The 17,345-nt window shown below is 71.5% G+C and carries 17 protein-coding genes, 1 other RNA gene and 1 pseudogene; 6 read left to right on the top strand and 13 right to left on the bottom strand.

The window, feature by feature from the left end; genetic code table 11:
* Positions 1-5 precede the first annotated feature (5 nt).
* A complete protein-coding gene (locus FHX78_RS24110) occupies positions 6-1,502 on the top strand; it encodes a bifunctional RNase H/acid phosphatase (RefSeq protein WP_145869504.1) in 1,497 nt (498 codons plus the stop codon).
* Here FHX78_RS24110 and eda read toward each other — a convergent pair.
* The 5 genes from eda to FHX78_RS24135 form a co-directional block, all read right to left on the bottom strand.
* The gene (eda, locus tag FHX78_RS24115) at positions 1,477-2,142 is read right to left on the bottom strand and encodes a bifunctional 4-hydroxy-2-oxoglutarate aldolase/2-dehydro-3-deoxy-phosphogluconate aldolase (RefSeq protein WP_145869505.1); all 666 of its coding nucleotides are present in this window, start codon (positions 2,140-2,142) and stop codon (positions 1,477-1,479) included. The genes FHX78_RS24110 and eda overlap by 26 nt on opposite strands.
* Before the next feature lie 124 nt (positions 2,143-2,266).
* The gene (gene yaaA, locus FHX78_RS24120; protein WP_145869506.1) at positions 2,267-3,049 is read right to left on the bottom strand and encodes a peroxide stress protein YaaA; all 783 of its coding nucleotides are present in this window, start codon (positions 3,047-3,049) and stop codon (positions 2,267-2,269) included.
* A 27-nt stretch (positions 3,050-3,076) separates the two neighbouring features.
* The gene (locus FHX78_RS24125; RefSeq protein WP_145872129.1) at positions 3,077-3,733 is read right to left on the bottom strand and encodes a TetR/AcrR family transcriptional regulator; all 657 of its coding nucleotides are present in this window, start codon (positions 3,731-3,733) and stop codon (positions 3,077-3,079) included.
* A 69-nt stretch (positions 3,734-3,802) separates the two neighbouring features.
* Positions 3,803-4,336 (bottom strand): hypothetical protein, encoded by a 534-nt coding sequence (locus FHX78_RS24130; RefSeq protein ID WP_145872130.1) that lies wholly within the window; start codon positions 4,334-4,336, stop codon positions 3,803-3,805.
* Positions 4,337-4,383: 47 nt separating this feature from the next.
* The gene (locus tag FHX78_RS24135) at positions 4,384-5,142 is read right to left on the bottom strand and encodes a MerR family transcriptional regulator (protein ID WP_145869507.1); all 759 of its coding nucleotides are present in this window, start codon (positions 5,140-5,142) and stop codon (positions 4,384-4,386) included.
* Positions 5,143-5,205: 63 nt separating this feature from the next.
* On the opposite strand from FHX78_RS24135, the gene FHX78_RS24140 reads away from it, so the two are divergent.
* From FHX78_RS24140 to FHX78_RS24165, 5 genes and pseudogenes are all read left to right on the top strand, one after another.
* On the top strand, positions 5,206-6,048 hold the full coding sequence (locus FHX78_RS24140; protein ID WP_145872131.1) for an AraC family transcriptional regulator: 843 nt from the start codon (positions 5,206-5,208) through the stop codon (positions 6,046-6,048).
* Between the two features lie 82 nt (positions 6,049-6,130).
* Positions 6,131-6,895: pseudogene (locus tag FHX78_RS38200) on the top strand (DMT family transporter); the annotation flags it as partial.
* A 70-nt stretch (positions 6,896-6,965) separates the two neighbouring features.
* An RNA gene (rnpB, locus tag FHX78_RS24155) (RNase P RNA component class A) lies at positions 6,966-7,369 on the top strand.
* 463 nt (positions 7,370-7,832) lie between these two features.
* Entirely contained in the window at positions 7,833-8,399 is a 567-nt protein-coding gene (locus FHX78_RS38205) for an ATP-binding protein (protein ID WP_145869509.1), read from the top strand.
* A gap of 307 nt (positions 8,400-8,706) precedes the next feature.
* Positions 8,707-9,537: an RNA methyltransferase gene (locus FHX78_RS24165; protein ID WP_145869510.1), complete on the top strand. Its 831-nt coding sequence runs from the start codon at positions 8,707-8,709 to the stop codon at positions 9,535-9,537.
* 10 nt (positions 9,538-9,547) lie between these two features.
* Here the strand turns inward: FHX78_RS24165 and FHX78_RS24170 are convergent, their stop codons facing one another.
* From FHX78_RS24170 to FHX78_RS24205, 8 genes are all read right to left on the bottom strand, one after another.
* Positions 9,548-10,549 carry a glycosyltransferase gene (locus FHX78_RS24170; RefSeq protein WP_145869511.1) on the bottom strand — a complete coding sequence of 334 codons (1,002 nt, stop codon included), beginning with the start codon at positions 10,547-10,549 and terminating at the stop codon, positions 9,548-9,550.
* Entirely contained in the window at positions 10,546-11,445 is a 900-nt protein-coding gene (locus FHX78_RS24175) for a glycosyltransferase family 2 protein (protein ID WP_145869512.1), read from the bottom strand. Before FHX78_RS24175 ends, FHX78_RS24170 begins: the two co-directional genes overlap by 4 nt.
* Positions 11,442-12,197, bottom strand: coding sequence for an HAD family hydrolase (locus FHX78_RS24180; RefSeq protein WP_145869513.1), 756 nt, complete (start codon positions 12,195-12,197; stop codon positions 11,442-11,444). The genes FHX78_RS24175 and FHX78_RS24180 overlap by 4 nt, the downstream gene beginning before the upstream one ends.
* A complete protein-coding gene (locus FHX78_RS24185) occupies positions 12,194-13,216 on the bottom strand; it encodes an NAD-dependent epimerase/dehydratase family protein (protein ID WP_145869514.1) in 1,023 nt (340 codons plus the stop codon). The genes FHX78_RS24180 and FHX78_RS24185 overlap by 4 nt, the downstream gene beginning before the upstream one ends.
* Before the next feature lie 115 nt (positions 13,217-13,331).
* Entirely contained in the window at positions 13,332-14,543 is a 1,212-nt protein-coding gene (locus tag FHX78_RS24190; RefSeq protein ID WP_189908659.1) for a polysaccharide pyruvyl transferase family protein, read from the bottom strand.
* A gap of 17 nt (positions 14,544-14,560) precedes the next feature.
* Positions 14,561-15,613 carry a glycosyltransferase gene (locus FHX78_RS24195; RefSeq protein ID WP_145869516.1) on the bottom strand — a complete coding sequence of 351 codons (1,053 nt, stop codon included), beginning with the start codon at positions 15,611-15,613 and terminating at the stop codon, positions 14,561-14,563.
* Complete coding sequence (locus FHX78_RS24200; protein ID WP_229924054.1) at positions 15,610-16,611, bottom strand: glycosyltransferase family 2 protein; 1,002 nt, start codon at positions 16,609-16,611, stop codon at positions 15,610-15,612. Before FHX78_RS24200 ends, FHX78_RS24195 begins: the two co-directional genes overlap by 4 nt.
* 38 nt (positions 16,612-16,649) lie before the next feature.
* On the bottom strand, positions 16,650-17,321 hold the full coding sequence (locus tag FHX78_RS24205) for a phytanoyl-CoA dioxygenase family protein (RefSeq protein ID WP_167531837.1): 672 nt from the start codon (positions 17,319-17,321) through the stop codon (positions 16,650-16,652).
* Positions 17,322-17,345 lie beyond the last annotated feature (24 nt).

A 17,345-nucleotide genomic window follows, 5' to 3' on the forward strand; every position in this document is an offset into this window, starting at 1 on the left:
CTGCGATGCGGGAGTTCATCGTCGAGGCGGACGGCGGGTCGCGGGGCAACCCGGGGCCCGCGGGCTACGGGGCCGTGGTGAGCGACGCGGCGACGGGGGAGACCCTGGCGGAGGCGGCCGAGTACCTCGGCGTCGCCACCAACAACGTCGCCGAGTACCGGGGCCTGCTGGCCGGCCTGCGCGCCGCGCACGCGCTGGACCCGGAGGCCGCGGTCCACGTCCGGATGGACTCCAAGCTGGTCGTCGAGCAGATGACGGGCCGCTGGAAGATCAAGCACCCGGCGATGAAGCCGCTGGCCGCGGAGGCGGCCCGCGTCTTCCCCGCGACGCGGGTGACGTACGAGTGGATCCCGCGCGAGCGGAACAAGCACGCCGACCGCCTGGCCAACGAGGCGATGGACGCGGGCAAGCGGGGCGAGGCGTGGTCCGCCTCGACGTCCCGGGCCGAGCTGGACACCCCGAAGCCGACCGAGCCTCCGGGCCCGCCCGGCGACGCGACCGCGGGCGCGGCCCGCGCCCGCGCGGCACTGGCGTCCGCGTCCGCCTCCGGGGGTGACCCCGAGTCCCCGCCCGCTGCGGCTGCCGCCGATGCCGCCGATGCCGCCAATGCCGCCAATGCCGCCGGGGCTTCCGGTGTTGGCAGCGCGGATGTGCGCGCGGCGCGTGCGGTGGGGGCCGCCGACGCGGGGCGTTCGGGTGCTGTCGCCGGGGCCTCCGGTACTGCTGCCGGGGCTTCCCGTGCCGACGCCGCGGAGGCCGACGCCGATGTGCGGGCCGCGCGGGCGGTGGCCGGGGGCGGGGTGGGGCGTGAGGCCGCCGACACCCCGGCCGCGGGGGCCGTGGCCGCGCCCCGTGCCGGGTGGGGGCCCGCCGATCTGGGCCCGCCGGCCACCTTCGTGCTGCTGCGGCACGGTGAGACCCCGCTGACCCCGCAGAAGCGTTTCTCGGGCAGTGGAGGCAGTGACCCCTCCCTCTCCGACATCGGCCGGGAGCAGGCCGCCAGGGTCGCCGCCGCCCTCGCCCGGCGCGGCACCGTGCAGGCGATCGTCGCCTCACCGCTCGCCCGCACCCGCGAGACCGCCGGCATCGTCGCCGCCCGTCTCGGGCTCGAGGTGGGCGTGGAGGACGGGCTCCGCGAGACCGACTTCGGCGCCTGGGAGGGCCTCACCTTCGGCGAGGTCCGCGACCGCCACCCCGACGACCTGAACGCCTGGCTGGCCTCCCCGGACGCCGAACCCACCGGCGGCGGCGAGAGCTTCGAGGCCACCGCGGCCCGGGTCGCCGCGACCCGGGACAAGCTGATCGCCGCGTACGCCGGCCGCACGGTCCTGCTGGTCACCCATGTGACCCCGATCAAGACCTTCGTCCGGCTCGCCCTGGGCGCCCCGTCCGAGGCGCTGTTCCGCATGGAACTCTCGGCGGCCTCGCTGTCCGCGGTGGCGTACTACGCCGACGGCAACGCCAGCGTCCGCCTGTTCAACGACACCTCGCACCTGCGCTGAGCCCCGCCGCCGCACGCGCCAGCCGCTCGACCCGGTCCCAGTCCCGGGCGGCCACCGCGTCCGCCGGGAGCATCCAACTGCCGCCCACACAGCCCACGTTGGGCAGGGCGAGATAGTCCGGAGCGGAGTCGGGACCGATGCCCCCGGTCGGGCAGAAACGGGCCTGCGGGAGCGGGCCGGCCAGCGACTTCAGATAGGCGGTCCCGCCCGCCGCCTGCGCCGGGAAGAACTTCATCTCCCGCACCCCGCGCTCAAGGAGTGCCACCACTTCAGAAGCGGTGGACACCCCCGGCAGGAACGGCACCCCGGATCCGCGCATGGCGTCCAGCAGGACGTCCGTCCACCCCGGGCTGACCAGGAACCGCGCCCCGGCGTCCACCGCCTCGCCCACCTGCCCGGGGGTGATCACCGTCCCGGCCCCGACCACGGCCCCGGCCACCTCACCGGCGACCGCGCGGATCGCGTCCAGCGCGGCGGGCGTGCGCAGGGTCACCTCGATCGCGGGCAGCCCCCCGGCCACCAGCGCACGCGCCAGCGGTACCGCGTCGGCGGCGTCCTCGACGACGACGACGGGCACGACCGGAGCGAGGTCGAGGACCGAGAAGGCGGAGGAGGGGGACGAGGGCAGGGGAGAACTCATGGCGTCATCCTGCCCGCACCGGTGCGCGCTCCGCAAAGGCCGTTGCGCACGTTGCAACGAAGGGCGCTGAAGGGCGCTGAAGGGCGCTGCGGGGCGATGAAGGGCAGTGGCGGGCAGCGACGGGTCAGTGCACCTCGTCCACCAGCACGTCCAGCGCCCACGCCGTCCCGGCCCGCGAGGGCGCCGCCGCCTCCACCACGTACCCGAGGTCCCGCAGCGCCTCCACCAGCTCCGCCGGGTCCTTCGGCGCGGGCCCGGCCGTCAGCAGACTCCGTACGATCCGGCCCTTGGTCGCCTTGTTGAAGTGGCTGACCACCTTCCGGGTGGGCGCGTGCAGCACCCGTACGGTCGCCGTCCGTCCGGCCGGCTCGCCCTTCGGCTTCCAGGCCGCCGCGTACGCCGCCGACCGCAGGTCCAGGACCAGCCCGCCGCCCGCCACCTCGGGCAGCACCTCGGCCATCGGCGCCCGCCAGTGACCGCCCAGCGCCCCCAGCCCCGGCAGCCGCACCCCCATCGAGCAGCGGTAGGAGGGAATCCGGTCGGTCACCCGGACCGCGCCCCACAACCCGGAGAAGACCAGCAGGGACGTCGCGGCCCGCCGCTTCGCCGCCGCGTCGAGGGAGGCCAGGTCCAGGGCGTCGTACAGGACCCCGGTGTAGATCTCCCCGGCGGGCCGCGCCCCGGCCGTCCGCAGCCCGGCGTTCTTGGCGACCTCGCCCCGCAGCCCCTCGCTCAGCCCGAGCACCTCGCGCGCCTTGTCCTCGTCACCGGTGCACAGGTCCACCAGCTCGGTCAGGACGGCCTCCCGCGCCGCGGCCAGCCCCGGCAGCGACAGCGACTCGGGCTTCAGCGGGGCACCGCGGCCGGAAGCGGCCTTTCCCTCGGACGGCGGCAGCAGGACAAGCACACGTACTCCTTCGGTCGAACCCGCCAGTCAGCGTACGGCGTGCGCCAGGCCGTCCAGCTCGGCGGCGTAGAGCAGGGCCGGATCGAAGCCCATGCCCGTGAAGTGGCCCGCGAGCTCCAGGGACAGCACGCCGTGCAGACGGGTCCAGAAGGACAGCGCGCGGTGCAGGGCGGCCGGGTCCGCGGGGTGGCCGTCCGCCCACGCGCGGTGCCCGGCGAGGTGGTCGTCGAGACCGGAGCCGTCCGCAGGGCCGTCCACGAGCCGGGCGGCGTCGAGGAGCATCGCCATGATCTCGCGCGCGACCGTGGTGACGTCGTCGGGGGCGTGGTAGCCGGGCACGGGGGTGCCGTAGACGAGGAAGTAGCGCTGGGGGTCGGCGAGGGCCCAGGAGCGCAGTGCGGCCCCGAGCGCGGCCAGGTCCGTGCCGCCGGACGCGGTGGTCGCGCGCAGGGCGTCGGCGAGACCGCGGTAGGCGTCCCGGATCAGCTCGGTGATCAGGTCGTCGCGGCCGGCGAAGTACCGGTAGAGCGCGGGACCGCTCATGCCCAGCTGCTTGGCGATGGCGTTCAGCGACAGCCCGGGCGCCCCCGACGAGGCGATCTGCTCCCAGGCGCGCTCCTTGATCTCCGCGCGCACCTGGCTCCGGTACCGCTCACGGGGCGTCCGCCCCTCCTTGCCCGCCACCACCTGCCGTGCCCCTTCCGCCGTCACCGCCCGGGACGTGCGGTGAGACGGTATCACCGAAGGGAAGGGCTACAGCGGGACCGGCCGTGCCAGGGCCCGGACCAGCCCGTCCGCGTCGTCCGCGTGGAAACGGACCACGCGGACCTCACGGCGCCGCCCGAAGAAGGTGACGTGGGCGACCGGCTCGGCGAGTTCCACCGTGACCGTCGTCCGCGAGCCGACGGCGACGTCGAGCTCGCCGTCGGCCCTCTCGTGCGTCATCCGCAGCTCGCGCCGGACCGAGGCGATCCGCTCCAGCGGTATGCGTACATCGACGCGGACGGCCTGGCGCACCCGCAGCACACCCCCACCCAGCACATGCGGACGCACGACGGACGCGGCGTGCAGCGCCACGACGAACACCACGGTGTACACGTCCAGGACCAGCACCACCGCGTGCAGGACCGGCCAGTCCGCCAGCAGCACCGACAGCGCCACCGTCTCCACCGCGCACACGAACGCGAACCCGAACATCATGGCCGCCTGCCCGCCCGCGTACCCGAACGCCCGCCCGCCGCCGGTACCGTGCGTACGCCGCGCCAGCCACAGTCCGAGGCTCGCCATCAGCAGCAGCTCGTGCCGCGCCGGCGCCCACGCCACCCGTACGCCCCTCACGGCCGGCCCTCCGCGACGATCCGCAGCATCCGGCGGACCGCCTCCGCCTGGGCCGGCGCGAAGTCGGCGTAGAAGGCGCGCAGGAAACTCCCGCCCGCCGCGTCCGGGGTGAGTTCGGCCGGGACCAGCTCGGCCGGCACGCACGCGGCCAGCGCCCGCGCGGCCTCCTCGACCCGCGGGTCGTCCGTCCCGGCGTCGGCGAGCGAGTCGAGCAGCCGGTACAGCCCCAGCACCCGCTCCGCGCCGCCCGGCGCGCCGACGACACCGCTGAGCAGCGCCGTCATCCGCTCCCGCTCCCGCGGGGGCGCGGCGGTCTCGATGAGCGCCAGGATCTCGCGGTCCCTGGCGGCCATGGGGGAGTCGGTGACCTCCCCCATCTCCCGGAACAGCGCGGCCAGTCCGGGCGACACCGGCCCCCCGGCCACCAGCCCGCCCTCCGACTCCAGCAACGTCCGCAGCCGCGCCCGCCGGTCCCGGATCGCGGCCTCCTGCCGCGCCAGGTCCTCGTCCAGCTCCGTCAGCACCTCGGCGAGGTCCTTGCCGGCGTCGTCCGCCAGCACGTCCCGCACTTCGGCGAGCCCCAGCCCCAGCTCGGTCAGCCGCCTGACCCGGGCCAGGACCACGGCGTGCCGCAGCGTGTAGTCCCGGTAGCCGTTGGCCCGCCGCTCCGGCTCCGGCAACAGGCCCAGATGGTGGTAGTGCCGTACCGCCCGCGTGGTGACACCGACGGCGGCGGCGAGTTCTCCGATCCGCATGCCCCCAGTAGAAACGTTGACGCCGCGACAGGGTCAAGCCACGCTGTGGCCGGGGGCGAGGACATGGGCGGGCGGGAACAGGCACGGTGGGCCAGGGCGCGGCTGGGGCGCTGCGGTCCCCCCGTCGACCTGCTCACGGCCCGCTTCGCCCGGCACGAGTACGCCCCGCACGCGCACGCCGAGTACACGGTCGGCGTCACCGTCGGCGGCCTGGAGACCATCGCCTACCGCGGCGGACGCATCGTCTCCGGACCCGGCTCGATCGTCGTCCTCGAACCCGGCGAGATGCACACCGGCGGCCCCGCCGCCCCCGAGGGCTACGCCTACCGGGCCCTCTACGCCGCCCCCGCCCTCCTCACCGACGGCACCGACGGCCGCCGCCCGCCGCACTTCCGCGAACCCGTCCTCGACGACCCCGAACTGGCCGCCGCCCTGCGCCGCGCCCACACCGACCTCAGCGCCCACCCCGACCCGCTGGAGGCCGAGTCCCGTCTGCCCTGGCTGCTCACCGCGCTCACCCGCCGCCACTCCACCGCCCGCGCGGGCGACGACACCCTCCCCGGCGCCGGCCACATCGCCCGCACCGTCCGCGACCGCCTCGCCGACGAACTCCTCGCCCCGCCCTCCCTCGCCGCCCTCGCCGCCGACCTCGGCCTCTCCCGCTACCAGCTCCTGCGCGCCTTCCGTACGACGATGGGGGTGCCCCCGTACGCCTGGCTCGCCCAGTACCGGGTGACCAGGGCCCGCACCCTGCTGGAAGCCGGACTGCGCCCCGCCGAGGTGGCCGGACTCGTCGGCTTCGCCGACCAGGCGCACCTGACCCGCTGGTTCCGGCGGGTCCTCGGGGTGACCCCGGCGGCGTACCGCAACAGCGTGCGCAACAGCGTTCAAGACAGCGCCCCCTGACCCGGCCGACACTCCCCGCATGACTGCACGCGGCTGGCTCCTGTTCTCCCTGATGGGAGTGGTCTGGGGCATCCCCTATCTGATGATCAAGGTGGCGGTGGACGAGGTGTCCCCGTCCGTGGTGGTGTTCACGCGGTGCGCGCTGGGCGCCGCGCTCCTGCTGCCGTTCGCCCTCCGCCGGGGCGGCCTCGCCCGCACCGTCCGGGCGCACTGGAAGCCCATGCTGGCCTTCGCGGTCATCGAGATCATCGGCCCCTGGTGGACCCTCACCGACGCCGAACGCCACCTGTCCAGCTCCACCGCGGGCCTGCTCATCGCGGGCGTGCCCATCGTCGCCGTCCTCCTGGCCCGCTTCTTCGGCGCCGAGGAACGGATCGGCGCCCGCCGGGCGACCGGACTCGCCCTCGGCCTCGGGGGTGTCGCCGTCCTCACGGTGCCGCACCTCACCGGCGGCGACACCCGCTCGCTGGCCGAGGTGCTGGTGACGGTCGTCGGCTACGCCACCGCGCCGCTGATCGCCGCCCGCCACCTGAAGGACGTCCCGACCCTCCAGCTCATCACCCCCTGCCTCACCCTCGCGGCCGTCGTCTACGCCCCCGCCGCCTTCCTGACCCGGCCCGACGCCCTGCCCCCGGGCGAGGTCCTGGCCGCCCTCGCCGGCCTCGGCGTGGTCTGCACCGCGATCGCGTTCGTGGCCTTCCTGGAACTGATCAAGGAGGTCGGCCCGACCCGGGCCGGTGTCATCACCTACGTCAACCCCGCGGTCGCCGTCGCCGCGGGCGCGCTCCTCCTGGGCGAGGACCTGACCCTCGGCATCGGCGTCGCCTTCACCCTGATCCTGGCGGGCTCGGTGCTGGCCACGGCCGCCGCCGGTCCCGGGCGGGAGAGCCGCCGGGTACCATGGTCGGCACGGCAGACGAGCCGGGCGGGCGGCCGCGTGGAGTCCCTCACGGGACTCCCCGAGGAACGTCCGGGCTCCACAGGGCAGGGTGATGGCTAACGGCCACCCGGGGTGACCCGCGGGACAGTGCCACAGAAAGCAGACCGCCGGGGATCTCGGTCCTCGGTAAGGGTGAAACGGTGGTGTAAGAGACCACCAGTGCCCAGGGCGACCTGGGCAGCTAGGTAAACCCCACCCGGAGCAAGGTCAAGAGGAGCGCCGTGAAAAGCGCTCTGCGCGGACGTTCGAGGGCTGCCCGCCCGAGTCCGCGGGTAGACCGCACGAGGCCGGCGGCAACGCCGGCCCTAGATGGATGGCCGTCACCCGGGGCTCCGCGAGGAACCCCGGGAACAGAACCCGGCGTACAGCCCGACTCGTCTGCCGCTACCTGCGGCTTTGCCTCGGAAAGGGCCTCTGACCTGCGCCGGAGGCCCTTTCCGACCTTTCAGGGGCTTGCCGCGTTACGCGGTGGAAAGTCCCTCGGAAGTCCCTCAGACAGCGCTGAAAGTCCCTGAAAAGTCCCTGGAGCGGAGTGGAGCGGAGGGGCGGGCGAGGCCTCTGAGCTGGCTCGATCGATGGGACACGACGCTGTGCATCTGCCCCCGCGGATTGCAACTGCCGTAACCGCAGCAGGGTGGTCTGAGGCGAGGTGCGGAGGGGTACGGTCTACGCGACGTGCGTTTCCGGTGTTCGCGTGCCTCAACAGGAGCAGACCCGTATCACAACACGTCGAAGCGTCAAGGCGTCTTGCCGGGCGTGCCTACGGACAGACTGTCCTCCCACAGCCCTTGTCGGGTGGAAGGCTTCTTTGTCACTGAGGCCACTACCAGGTGAGGTTGTCGTCATGGCGCGTCGCAGTCCCGAACGTCCGACGTACGGATTCACGGTTGCGGCTGCTGTCGACGCTGTCCCGGCCGCACGCCGCCAAGTTGTTTCGCTAGCCCGGGATCTGGGGCTTCCGCTGTCGGACCAGACACTGGAGACCGTTGAGTTGCTGGCTGGCGAGGTGATCGCCAATGCTGTCCTTTATACAGACGCTCCGTGCGACGTCTCCGTGACGCGGGCCGATGAACGGCTTCGCGTCGAAGTCACGGACGCGGATGCATCGTTGCCAAGAAGTGTTGAGGCAGGGCCGAACGACGAGAACGGTCGGGGCCTCCTGCTCGTGAGCGCCTTGGCGGCCGACTGGGGGATGCAACCGGAACCCTCGGGCAAGACGACATGGTTCGAGATCACGTCGGAGCCTTGGGCCGAGGGCACGGGCGATTGCCGTGCGGATGAACCGCCTTCACCCCTCGCGGGTGACGGTGCCGTCCGACGAACCGAGTGTGACGCTCGTAGGGCCTTGTCGGCCGACTCGCGCTCGTCGTTCGGCGCAGCAACTGCTGGGAAGCGACATCAGGCTGCCTGAGGCTGTGATCCAAAGCGGCCGTCCCCGGCGGCCTCGAGACGGAACGGCTTGTGGCCGAACTGCACGCGGATTGAGGGATTGTCCGGTCGTAGAGGAGTCGTTGGAAGTCAGCTGGCCGTTCCCGGCGAGGTCGTAGTCGTCGCCAACAGGGAGACCTCGTGTGTGCTGCCGCCCGAGGCCGAGACGCCCGCACAACGGATGGACACGTACAGTCACGATCCAGTCCGTGTAACCTGCTGGGTGCCCGGTGCCGTGTTCCGCCTGGGACAACTGGGTTCGCAACGATCATCTTCGGCTTGGAGGACGGGTGGCAGTGCAGCGGATCACGACCCGCAATGCCCGTTTCCAGCAGCTGCAGACGCTGCTCAACAACCGCACCAAGCGAGGGCGTGCCAAGGAGTTCCTCGTTCAGGGTGTGCGGCCGATCACGATGGCCGTGGAGCACGGCTGGACCGTTCGGTCCCTGCTCTATGACGCCAGCCGCCCGCTCTCCCGATGGGCCGAGGATCTACTGCGCGGGGTCGGCGCCGAGCGCGTCGCGATGGCACCGCAGTTGCTTGCCGAGCTGAGCGAGAAGGCCGACGGCGCTGCGGAAGTCCTGGCAGTGGTCGAGATGGCGCCGGACAGCCTTTCGCGGATCAAGGTTCGCGACGACTTCCTCGGCCTGGTCTTCGACCGGCCGACGCAGCCCGGCAACATCGGAAGCATCGTGCGGTCGGCCGACGCCTTCGGCGCAAGCGGGCTTATCGTGACGGGGCACGCGGCGGACCCGTACGACCCCAAGTCGGTACGTGCCTCCACGGGATCGTTCTTCGCCGTGCCCGTGGTGCGGAGCCAGTCGCACCACGAGGTCATGGAGTGGCTGGAGAAGGAACGCGCTCAGGGGCGGCCGGTTGCCGTTGTCGGCACGGACGAGGACGGCGATGCCGAGGTCTCGGAATTCGATCTGACCCAGCCGGTTCTACTGCTCATCGGCAATGAGACCGCCGGCCTCAGCTCGGCCTGGCGAGAGCTCTGTGACCACGTGATCAGCATTCCGATGACGGGCTCGGCCAGCTCCCTGAACGCGTCGAACGCCGCTTCCGTCGTTCTCTACGAAGCGCGCCGTCAGCGTCTGGCGAAGCAGCGCAAGGCGTGACCTTCCGAGGTCACGTCCAGACCTCGCCGCTGACCGCTCTCTTGTAGACCGCCAGGTACTGGCGGGCGATGGTGTGGTGGCCCCATCGGTCCACCGCTGTTTCGCGCACGACCTTGGCCGTGGGAAGCGACGCCAGCACCCCCTTCGCGTCGCCGGGTGTGATCTCCTGTCCGATCGGCAGCACCGTACCGACGCCGGGGACGATCTCCGGCAGGCATCCGTTGTCCGTGGCGACCACCGGGGTACCGCTGGCGGCGGCCTCCGAGACCACGGTGGCGCCGGGCTCGATCCATCGTCCGCCGAACGGTCCTCCCCACGGCTGGGACAGCACGAGCTGCGCTCGGGCGCGTGTGATCAGTCGGGTACGGGCGCTGCCTCCGACCTCGCCCACATAACGGACGGTGTGCGGGAAGTCGGCCAGCAGCGCGTCCAGGTAGTCCTTCTCCCAGGCAGGTCCGGCGACCGTCAGCGGCACGCCGGCGGCGTGCGCGAACGCCGCCGCCTCGCGCACGCCCTTGTGCGCGGAGACCCGGCCCAGGAAGAGGAGATAGTCGTCCTTCACCTCCTGGAACTGACAGCGCGCGGGGTTGACCGGTAGCCGGATCACCGGGGCGGAGACTGACCCCGCGGCAGCGCGTTGCGCGCGGGAGAGGTAGATGCCGTTGGTCTGGAGCTCCGGCACGCTGTTGAGGTGGTGTGTGCTCACCGTGGGTCTGTGGTTGTTGGCCGGCAGTGCGGCGGTGTTCGAGTGGTCGTGGACGATGTCCGGGCCGAAGGCTTCGATGGCGGCGTGGATCTCGGCCTTCTCCACTGCGTCGGACACCGTGACGCCGTCCTGGACCGGGCTTCCTGGAGCTCCGAGGAGGAGGATCTCGCACCCGGCCTCCAGCAGTCCGTCTATGAGCGTGGCGACGACCCACTGGATGCCGCCGTAGCCCTGGGGCGGCACGGTGATCCACTGGCGGGGGTCGGCGCCGTACCGGTACGGCGGGATGACCATGGCTACCTTCATCGGTCGCTCCTGGGCTCGGCGTCGGCGTCGCTGGCCCGGCTCCGTGTGATGGCCTCCCGGCACACTCCGAGAATCACGCTGGCGGTGTAGAGCAGGGCGAGGGCGGCCCGCACCGCACGCGCGCCGTCTCCCGAGCGGTTGCGGTTCCATTCCTTGGTGATGCCTCGCCGCGCGTCGTTACGCCGTGCTTCGCTGCGGCCCTGCCAGAAGGCGCGGCGCAGCAGGTAGGACAGGGTCAGCCGGTGGGCGGGGATCAGGTGTTGCACCTCGGCGTCGTGCAGGATCGTCGCGGTGGCACCGCGCGCGGTCATCTCCCGTACGAAGGTGGTGTCCTCGGCGGAGATGAGGGAGCCGCCGATCCGGCCGAGGCGCTCGTCGAAGCCGACTCCCAGTAAGCGGGCGTGCTCGACATCGATGGCGAAACTGCCGCCCCAGATCGACGCCGGCCGGGCCGGCGCGTGCGAGCCGAGGTAATGCAGTTGTCCGGAGGTGAGGAACCACGGGCGTCGGCGCCCTTGAAGGTGAGCGGTGATCCTCGTCCCGGTGACGTGTGCGCCGGCGGTCAGGGCTTCGCGTATCCGGGTCAGTGCCACGGCGGTGGGGACGATGTCGTCGTCGAGGAAGACGACGTGCTGCGTCGTGGCCTCCTTCAGGGCCTTGTTGCGGCTGTGGGAGAGGCCCTGGTTCCCCTCGTTGCAGATGACGCGGATGCGGGACGGAGGCGGCGAGGCGTCTGTGGACAGCGTGGGCAGGTGCTGGGCGGGCATGTCCGCTATGACCAGGAGGCGGTCCCTGGGGCCCATGGCCGCGGCCGTGCGGGTGACAGCCGCCGACAGGCTGTCGGAGCGGTTGCTGCAGATGACGATGGTGAGAGGTAAGTCGGCGCCGAGGATCATGGGCGCACCTCCTGGCGGGGGCGTGGGCTGCGCTTTTGGTGGCTGATGGTCCGCAGCACATCGGCCAGGTTTTCGAGGGCGGCGATGGCCCAGTGCCTCGTGCTTCCCTCGGTTGTGTGGACGCGTTGGATCTTCAGCTCCCGGTATGCGGTCACGATCTCGGGAGCGACCTCAGCAGGCGCGCTCCATCCGCTGTCGACGTGGACGATCACTGCCGAGCAGCCGAGAGCGAGTGCCGGAGCGGCGTCGTGGTCGGGCCGGTCGCCGACGACCGTGGTGTGTTCGGGCTTCCAGCTCAGCCGGTCCATGGCCCACTTGAAGAGGCGGGGGTCGGGTTTGGCGTAGCCGACGAGGGAGTCGAGCGCGACGAGTTGGACTTGCTGCTCGATTCCGAGGGTGCGCAGGGCGGCGAGGCATTCCGGGGGCTGGTTGGCGACGATGCACACCTCGTACTCCTCGGCGAGGTGCCTGAGGGCGTCGACGGCTCCGGGGACGGGCTGGACCAGCGAGGTCCAGCGCTCGCGGACGCCCTGCCAGCTCTTCGTGCCGTTGGGCGGGAACAGGCTGGGCGGGGGTGATCCGGGCGCGCGGCCCTGGTAGAAGCCGCGCATGGCCTGGAGGAAGGCGTCCATGGGGAAGGCGGGATCGTCCGCGCGCGTGAGCTCCCAGACGCCCTGGAGCCAGGCGAGGTCGAAGGGCTCGTCGTAGTAGAGGACGCCGCCGACGTCGACGGCCAGGGTGCGGCGCGTCATGACGTGGCCGCTCGTCCGGCGGCCCAGGTGAACCACTCGGGCTGGTCCGCGGTGTCGTTCTCGATGCTGAGGGAGGTCACGGGTTCCACGGGGCCGTGTTCACGGGCCCAGGCCGCGGTGCGTCGCAGACCTTCGGCGAGCGGGGTGTCGGCCCAGTCGCCGAGCGTCTTACGGGCGAGGCTGTTGTCGGTGTACGCGGCGTGGACCTCGTCGCGGGCCGCCAGGTGCTTGATGGGGTGGTCGGGGACGCCCATGGCGGTGCGCACGGCGTGCGCCATGTCCAGCACGGTGCTCGTGTGCGAGGAGCCGACGTTGAAGACCTGGCCCCAGGCGGCCGGCTGGTCGGCGGCGGCGAGGAAGGTGCCGACGATGTCCGGGGCGTAGGTGAAGGCGCGGATCTGGCTGCCGTCTCCGTACACGCTGACCGGCTCGCCGCGCATGATCTGGTTGAGGAAGATGGCGACGGCGTTGCGGTACGGGTCGCCCATGTTCTGCCGCTCGCCGTAGACGTTGTGCATGCGCAGGGCGAAGTACGGCAGACCCTGAAGCTGCATGGTGACCGCGAGTTCGCGCTCCACTGCGAGTTTCGCGTTGCCGTAGCTGTCGGCGGGGACGGGCCGCTCGTCCTCGCGCATGGGGACGTGTCCGTGGCCGTACACGGCGACCGACGAGGCGAAGCCGAAGAACCTGACCTTGGCGGCCAGCGAGGCGTTGATCAGGTTGATGCTGCCGAGCAGGTTGACGGAGTAGTTGTGGTGCTTGACGGCGTGGCTGATGCCTTCGGCGGCGAAGGCGGCGAGGTGGTAGACACCGTCGAAGCGGTACGAGGCGAAGAGTTCGGCGACCGTGGCCTGGTCGGCGACCGAGCCGACGACGAGGGTCGCGCCGTTGGGCACGTTCTCGGTCTTGCCGCCGTCGAGGTTGTCTAGGACGACGACGTCGTCGCCGCGCTCGATCAAGGACGCGGCAAGGTGGGACCCGATGAAGCCGGCGCCGCCGGTCACCAGATGTGTGGGCATGGCGTGTCTCCCTTTGGCGTGAGTGGGGACCCGCCGCGGCTCTGGACTGGGCCGCAGCGGGTCGTGCGCGGTGCGGTGCGGTGCGGGCAGGCGGACCGCCTGTGCGACTGGTGGTTCAGGCTCCGAGGAGCTTGTTGATCTGAGCGAAGTCGCTGCGGGCGCGGTCCGTGATCAGCGGGAGCCGCTGACGCAGGGTGGTGCGGAGCGCGGTCGCGTCGGTGTCGTTGACGATCTGGTCGATGACCGTGGTGTCCTGGGCGAAAGCGCGGACGTCCGCGTGGATGCCGGCAACGTCGACTGTGTGACCGTAGGTTTCGGCGAGCACTCCGTTGAACTTGTGCGAGTGGCCGATCGCGATCGCCGGGGCGCCGCCGGACAGCGCGCCGATCGCGGCGTGCAGGCGCTCGGAGATGACGAGTTCGGCCTGTGACAGCACGCCCTTGTAGTCGGATGCCGTCAGCGCGCCGGGCAACGCCATGACCTCGGGCAGGCCGGCGGCTTCGGCGATACGGGCGGCGAGGATCCGGTCGTCGTTGTGCGGGCGGGAGTCGTGGCAGTGCGGGACGAGGACGACCGGCATCTTCCGGGTGCGGACGAGGGAGGTGGCGAGTCGCGTCAGTGCTGCCGCGTGCTGGGACTCCTCCAGTGTGCTGAAGCGGGTGATGCCCTGGCTGGGGGCGAGGCAGAGGTACGGGTCTTCGGGGGCGAGTCCCAGCGGTCTGAGCACGGACGCTATTCGCTCGCTGGCGGCTGTCGGCAGCAGGAAGGCGGGGTCGGAGGACAGCCGCACACGGTGTTCGGGAAGGCCGAGCTTGCCCACGAGGTAGTCGAGGGAGACGCTCTCCCGGACGGTGAGGAGATCGCACCGGGTGGCGACCGCGAGCCATGCCTCGGCATCGGCCGGGTCGTCGAAGGGGCCGACGGACTGGCCGATCATGACCGTCGGGATGTCCCGCTGCTGCGCCGCGGTGAGGGCTCGGAGGTACGGCGTGGAGACCCCGTAGTCCGAGGTGTGCAGGTCGCCCCCGGTGGCGATGACCAGATCGGTTTGAGCGAGGAGCTGTTCGCGGCGTTCGGCGAGTTCGGCGGGGCTCTCTTGGGGGCGCATCTGCTGCCAGGAGCGGGAGACGACGAACGGGTCGGCCACGCAACGCGCGCCGGTGGGGGCGAGGGATTCCGTGTCGAGCACCGGGGTTTGGGTGAGGACGGTGACGTTGTCGCCTTCCCTGGGGTCTTTGGTATTCAGCTGCTCGATGATGGAGCGGGCCAGGGCCTCGACGCCGCGGCTCTCACAGCTGGTGATGCCGGTGATCAGGACGTTGGACACAGCAGACCTCTCAGGGATCATCGGGTGAACCGGATGAGTTCCGCCAGAACCGCGCGGTAGTTGAAGCGTTCGTGTACTCGGCGCTGGATGGTCGCCAGCCGCTCGCGGTACCGGATCGACTCACGGACCATCCGGGCGAGGCTGTCGGCCGGATCGTCGTCGAGCAGGAAGAGCCCCACGTCGTCGCCATAGAGCGCGGACAGATAGCCCAGGTCCGGCCAGAGCGCGGGGATGCTGCCCGAGGCCAGGGTCTCGAACATGCGGGGGGTCAGCAGCTCCATCCGCGCGAGCAGCGGACGGGCCAGCACCGGCGTGATCGCCGCCTGGGACATGGTGGAGACCACGTGCCCGAACGGAACGGGTGGAGCCACCTCGACACCGTGATCCCGCATCCAGCCGGACACGCTGGTGGTGGCGGTCAGGTGGTCGGGGTGCGGAGCGCCGGTCCACCAGCGTCCGCACACGCGGATGCGTTGGATCGGCGGCTGGGCGGCGGCTGCGGCCCGGATGAGGCTGGTCATCTCGTTCCAGCGCCACCAGTTCGCGCCGACGTACTGCAGCTCGTACGGCAGTGTCTGCGAGTGCGGGAGGTCGCTGGCGAGCCGGTGGATGTCTGGCATTCCGAAGTAGCTGAAGAACTCGGCCCCGTCGGGAAGTTCATTCAGGCGCGGCTGCAGGATCAGATCGCTGAGGTCGGCATACAGCTTGTGCCAGGACTCGATGGTGTCCGCACCCGCGTTGTCGTCCGCGCCGGCGGTGACGTACGGGCCCCAGTGACCGTCGGGATCCACGATGATGCGCCGCTGCCGCGGCACGGCCTCGCAGAGTTCACGCTGCTGGGTCGAGAGGAACTGCCTGCTCTCGAAGACGAGGACCAGGTGGGTGGCCCAGCTGATGTCGTCCACGAGCGGCAGGTGACCGTTCACCGTGCCGTCCAGGCGCGACAGTTGGCTTGAGACGCCGACCTCGCATCCGGATGCCGAGGCGACCCGGGCGTACTCGGCGATCATGTGGCTGGAGCCCGCGTTCCAGTGGAAGACGCCAGCGAACAGAATCCGGGGTGTGGTCATCGCGCACCCCTTGCCTGCGGTTGAGCGGGGCTGCCCGTCGGCGAGCCGAGCCGGCGGTGGGCACGTCGCCGGGCCCGGATCAGAGGTGCGCGGCGCACGAGCCAGCACACGGCTTTCGCGGTTTCCCAGGTCCCGCGCCACCAGGTGGTCACTCCGCCCACGCCACGTCCACGCAGATCGTCCCTCAGCCACCGGGACGCCAGTCGCAGCATGGGCTGCGGGCGCCAGTCGATGTCGGTGAGGAGGTAGTAGTAGCGGTTGCGGCGCATCTGGACGCGCCGATAGCTGCTGCCGGCCGTTCCTCCACCGCCGAAGTGCTGTATGCCGATATCGAGCAGGAGCGCGACGCGCCATCCGGCCCAGCGGACGCGGCGGCACAGATCGGTCTCCTCGTAGTACGTGTGGAAGACCTCGTCGAGGAGTCCGACGGTGCGCAGCAGCGCGGCACGTACGAAGAAGGCGGAGCCTTGGACGTACGCGTGCTCCAGGGTGTTCGGGGCCCGGCCTTCGGGCGGGCTGGCCGGCGAGGGGTGGTTCGGCCAGTCGCCGGCGAAGGCGTGCTGCTCGCCCCAGCGCAGAGCGGACTTCGACCAGTCGTTGTACGCGCCCAGAGCGGTGCTGCCCGACTCCTCGTACTCGTACTGCATGGGGCCGACCACGCCGTAGTCGGTCCAGGTCTCCATGAACTCGGCCAGGTCGCGCACCAGCGACTTCGGGGTTTGGGTGTCCGGATTGACGAGGAAGACGTAGTCGACGCCCTCGGCGAGGGCCGCGCGCATCCCGATGTTGTTGGCGCGGGCGAAGCCGACGTTGCTCTCGTTCTGGATGACCCGCACCTCGGGAAAACGGTCCTTGACGAAGGCCGTGCTGCCGTCGTGGGAGTCGTTGTCGACGTACCAGACCGTCAGGTCGATCCTGGGGACGTCGCTGTCCAGGAGCGTAGCGAAGCAAGGCTCCAGCCAGCGGGACTCGTTGGTGCCCACGGTGATGGTGGCCACCCGCACCCTGGGACTCTCGCCAGTGGGGTCGGGGACGGTCACGGCAGCTCCAGCTCAGCGGGGGCGAACTCGACGACGATGCTGCGCCGGATCCTCGGAGAGGTGTTGCGGCGTGAGGCGTGGGCGATGCGCACGTCGTGTACGGCGACGTCACCGGCCGAGAGCGGGAGGGCGCGGGCCGGGCCCCGCGCCCGGAGCGCCTCGGCCTCTTCCGCGTCGGGCGTCAGGTGGGAGCCCGGGACGAACTCGAGGCATCCGTTGCCCACGTCGGAGTAGTCGAGGAAGACGCTGAGGTTGCACACGGTGTGCGGAGGGACATTGGTCCGGTCGCGATGCCAGGGTACGGGGGCGGCCACTCCCGGCAGTTTGACGATCATTGCGCAGGCGGTGGCGCGTACGGGCCCGCCGAGGATCGCGACGGCCATCGGGTGCAGCGGGCCGTCGTCGGCGTAGAGGCGTGTCGCCGCCGGGGATCCCTGGTTCTCCAGGTTGTGGATGCGATAGAGAACGGGTGCGTCCGTGCCTGCGGGTGTGAAGTGCCAGTAGTCCTCCGAGCGGAACCCGTCCTGGGTGAAGCGCCGGATCAGGGCATCAGCCTCCGTGCGGAGGGCTTCGAGGGACTCTCCCGCGATCTTCCGGGATAAGACCGCGTAGCCGTCCGCACGGAAGTCCTGCAGAAACCCGTCGCCGAGCTGCTGCCTGTGCGACACGGCCTCGGCGGACTCCGTCTCTCG

The organism is Streptomyces capillispiralis (assembly GCF_007829875.1).
Lineage (GTDB): Bacteria > Actinomycetota > Actinomycetes > Streptomycetales > Streptomycetaceae > Streptomyces > Streptomyces capillispiralis.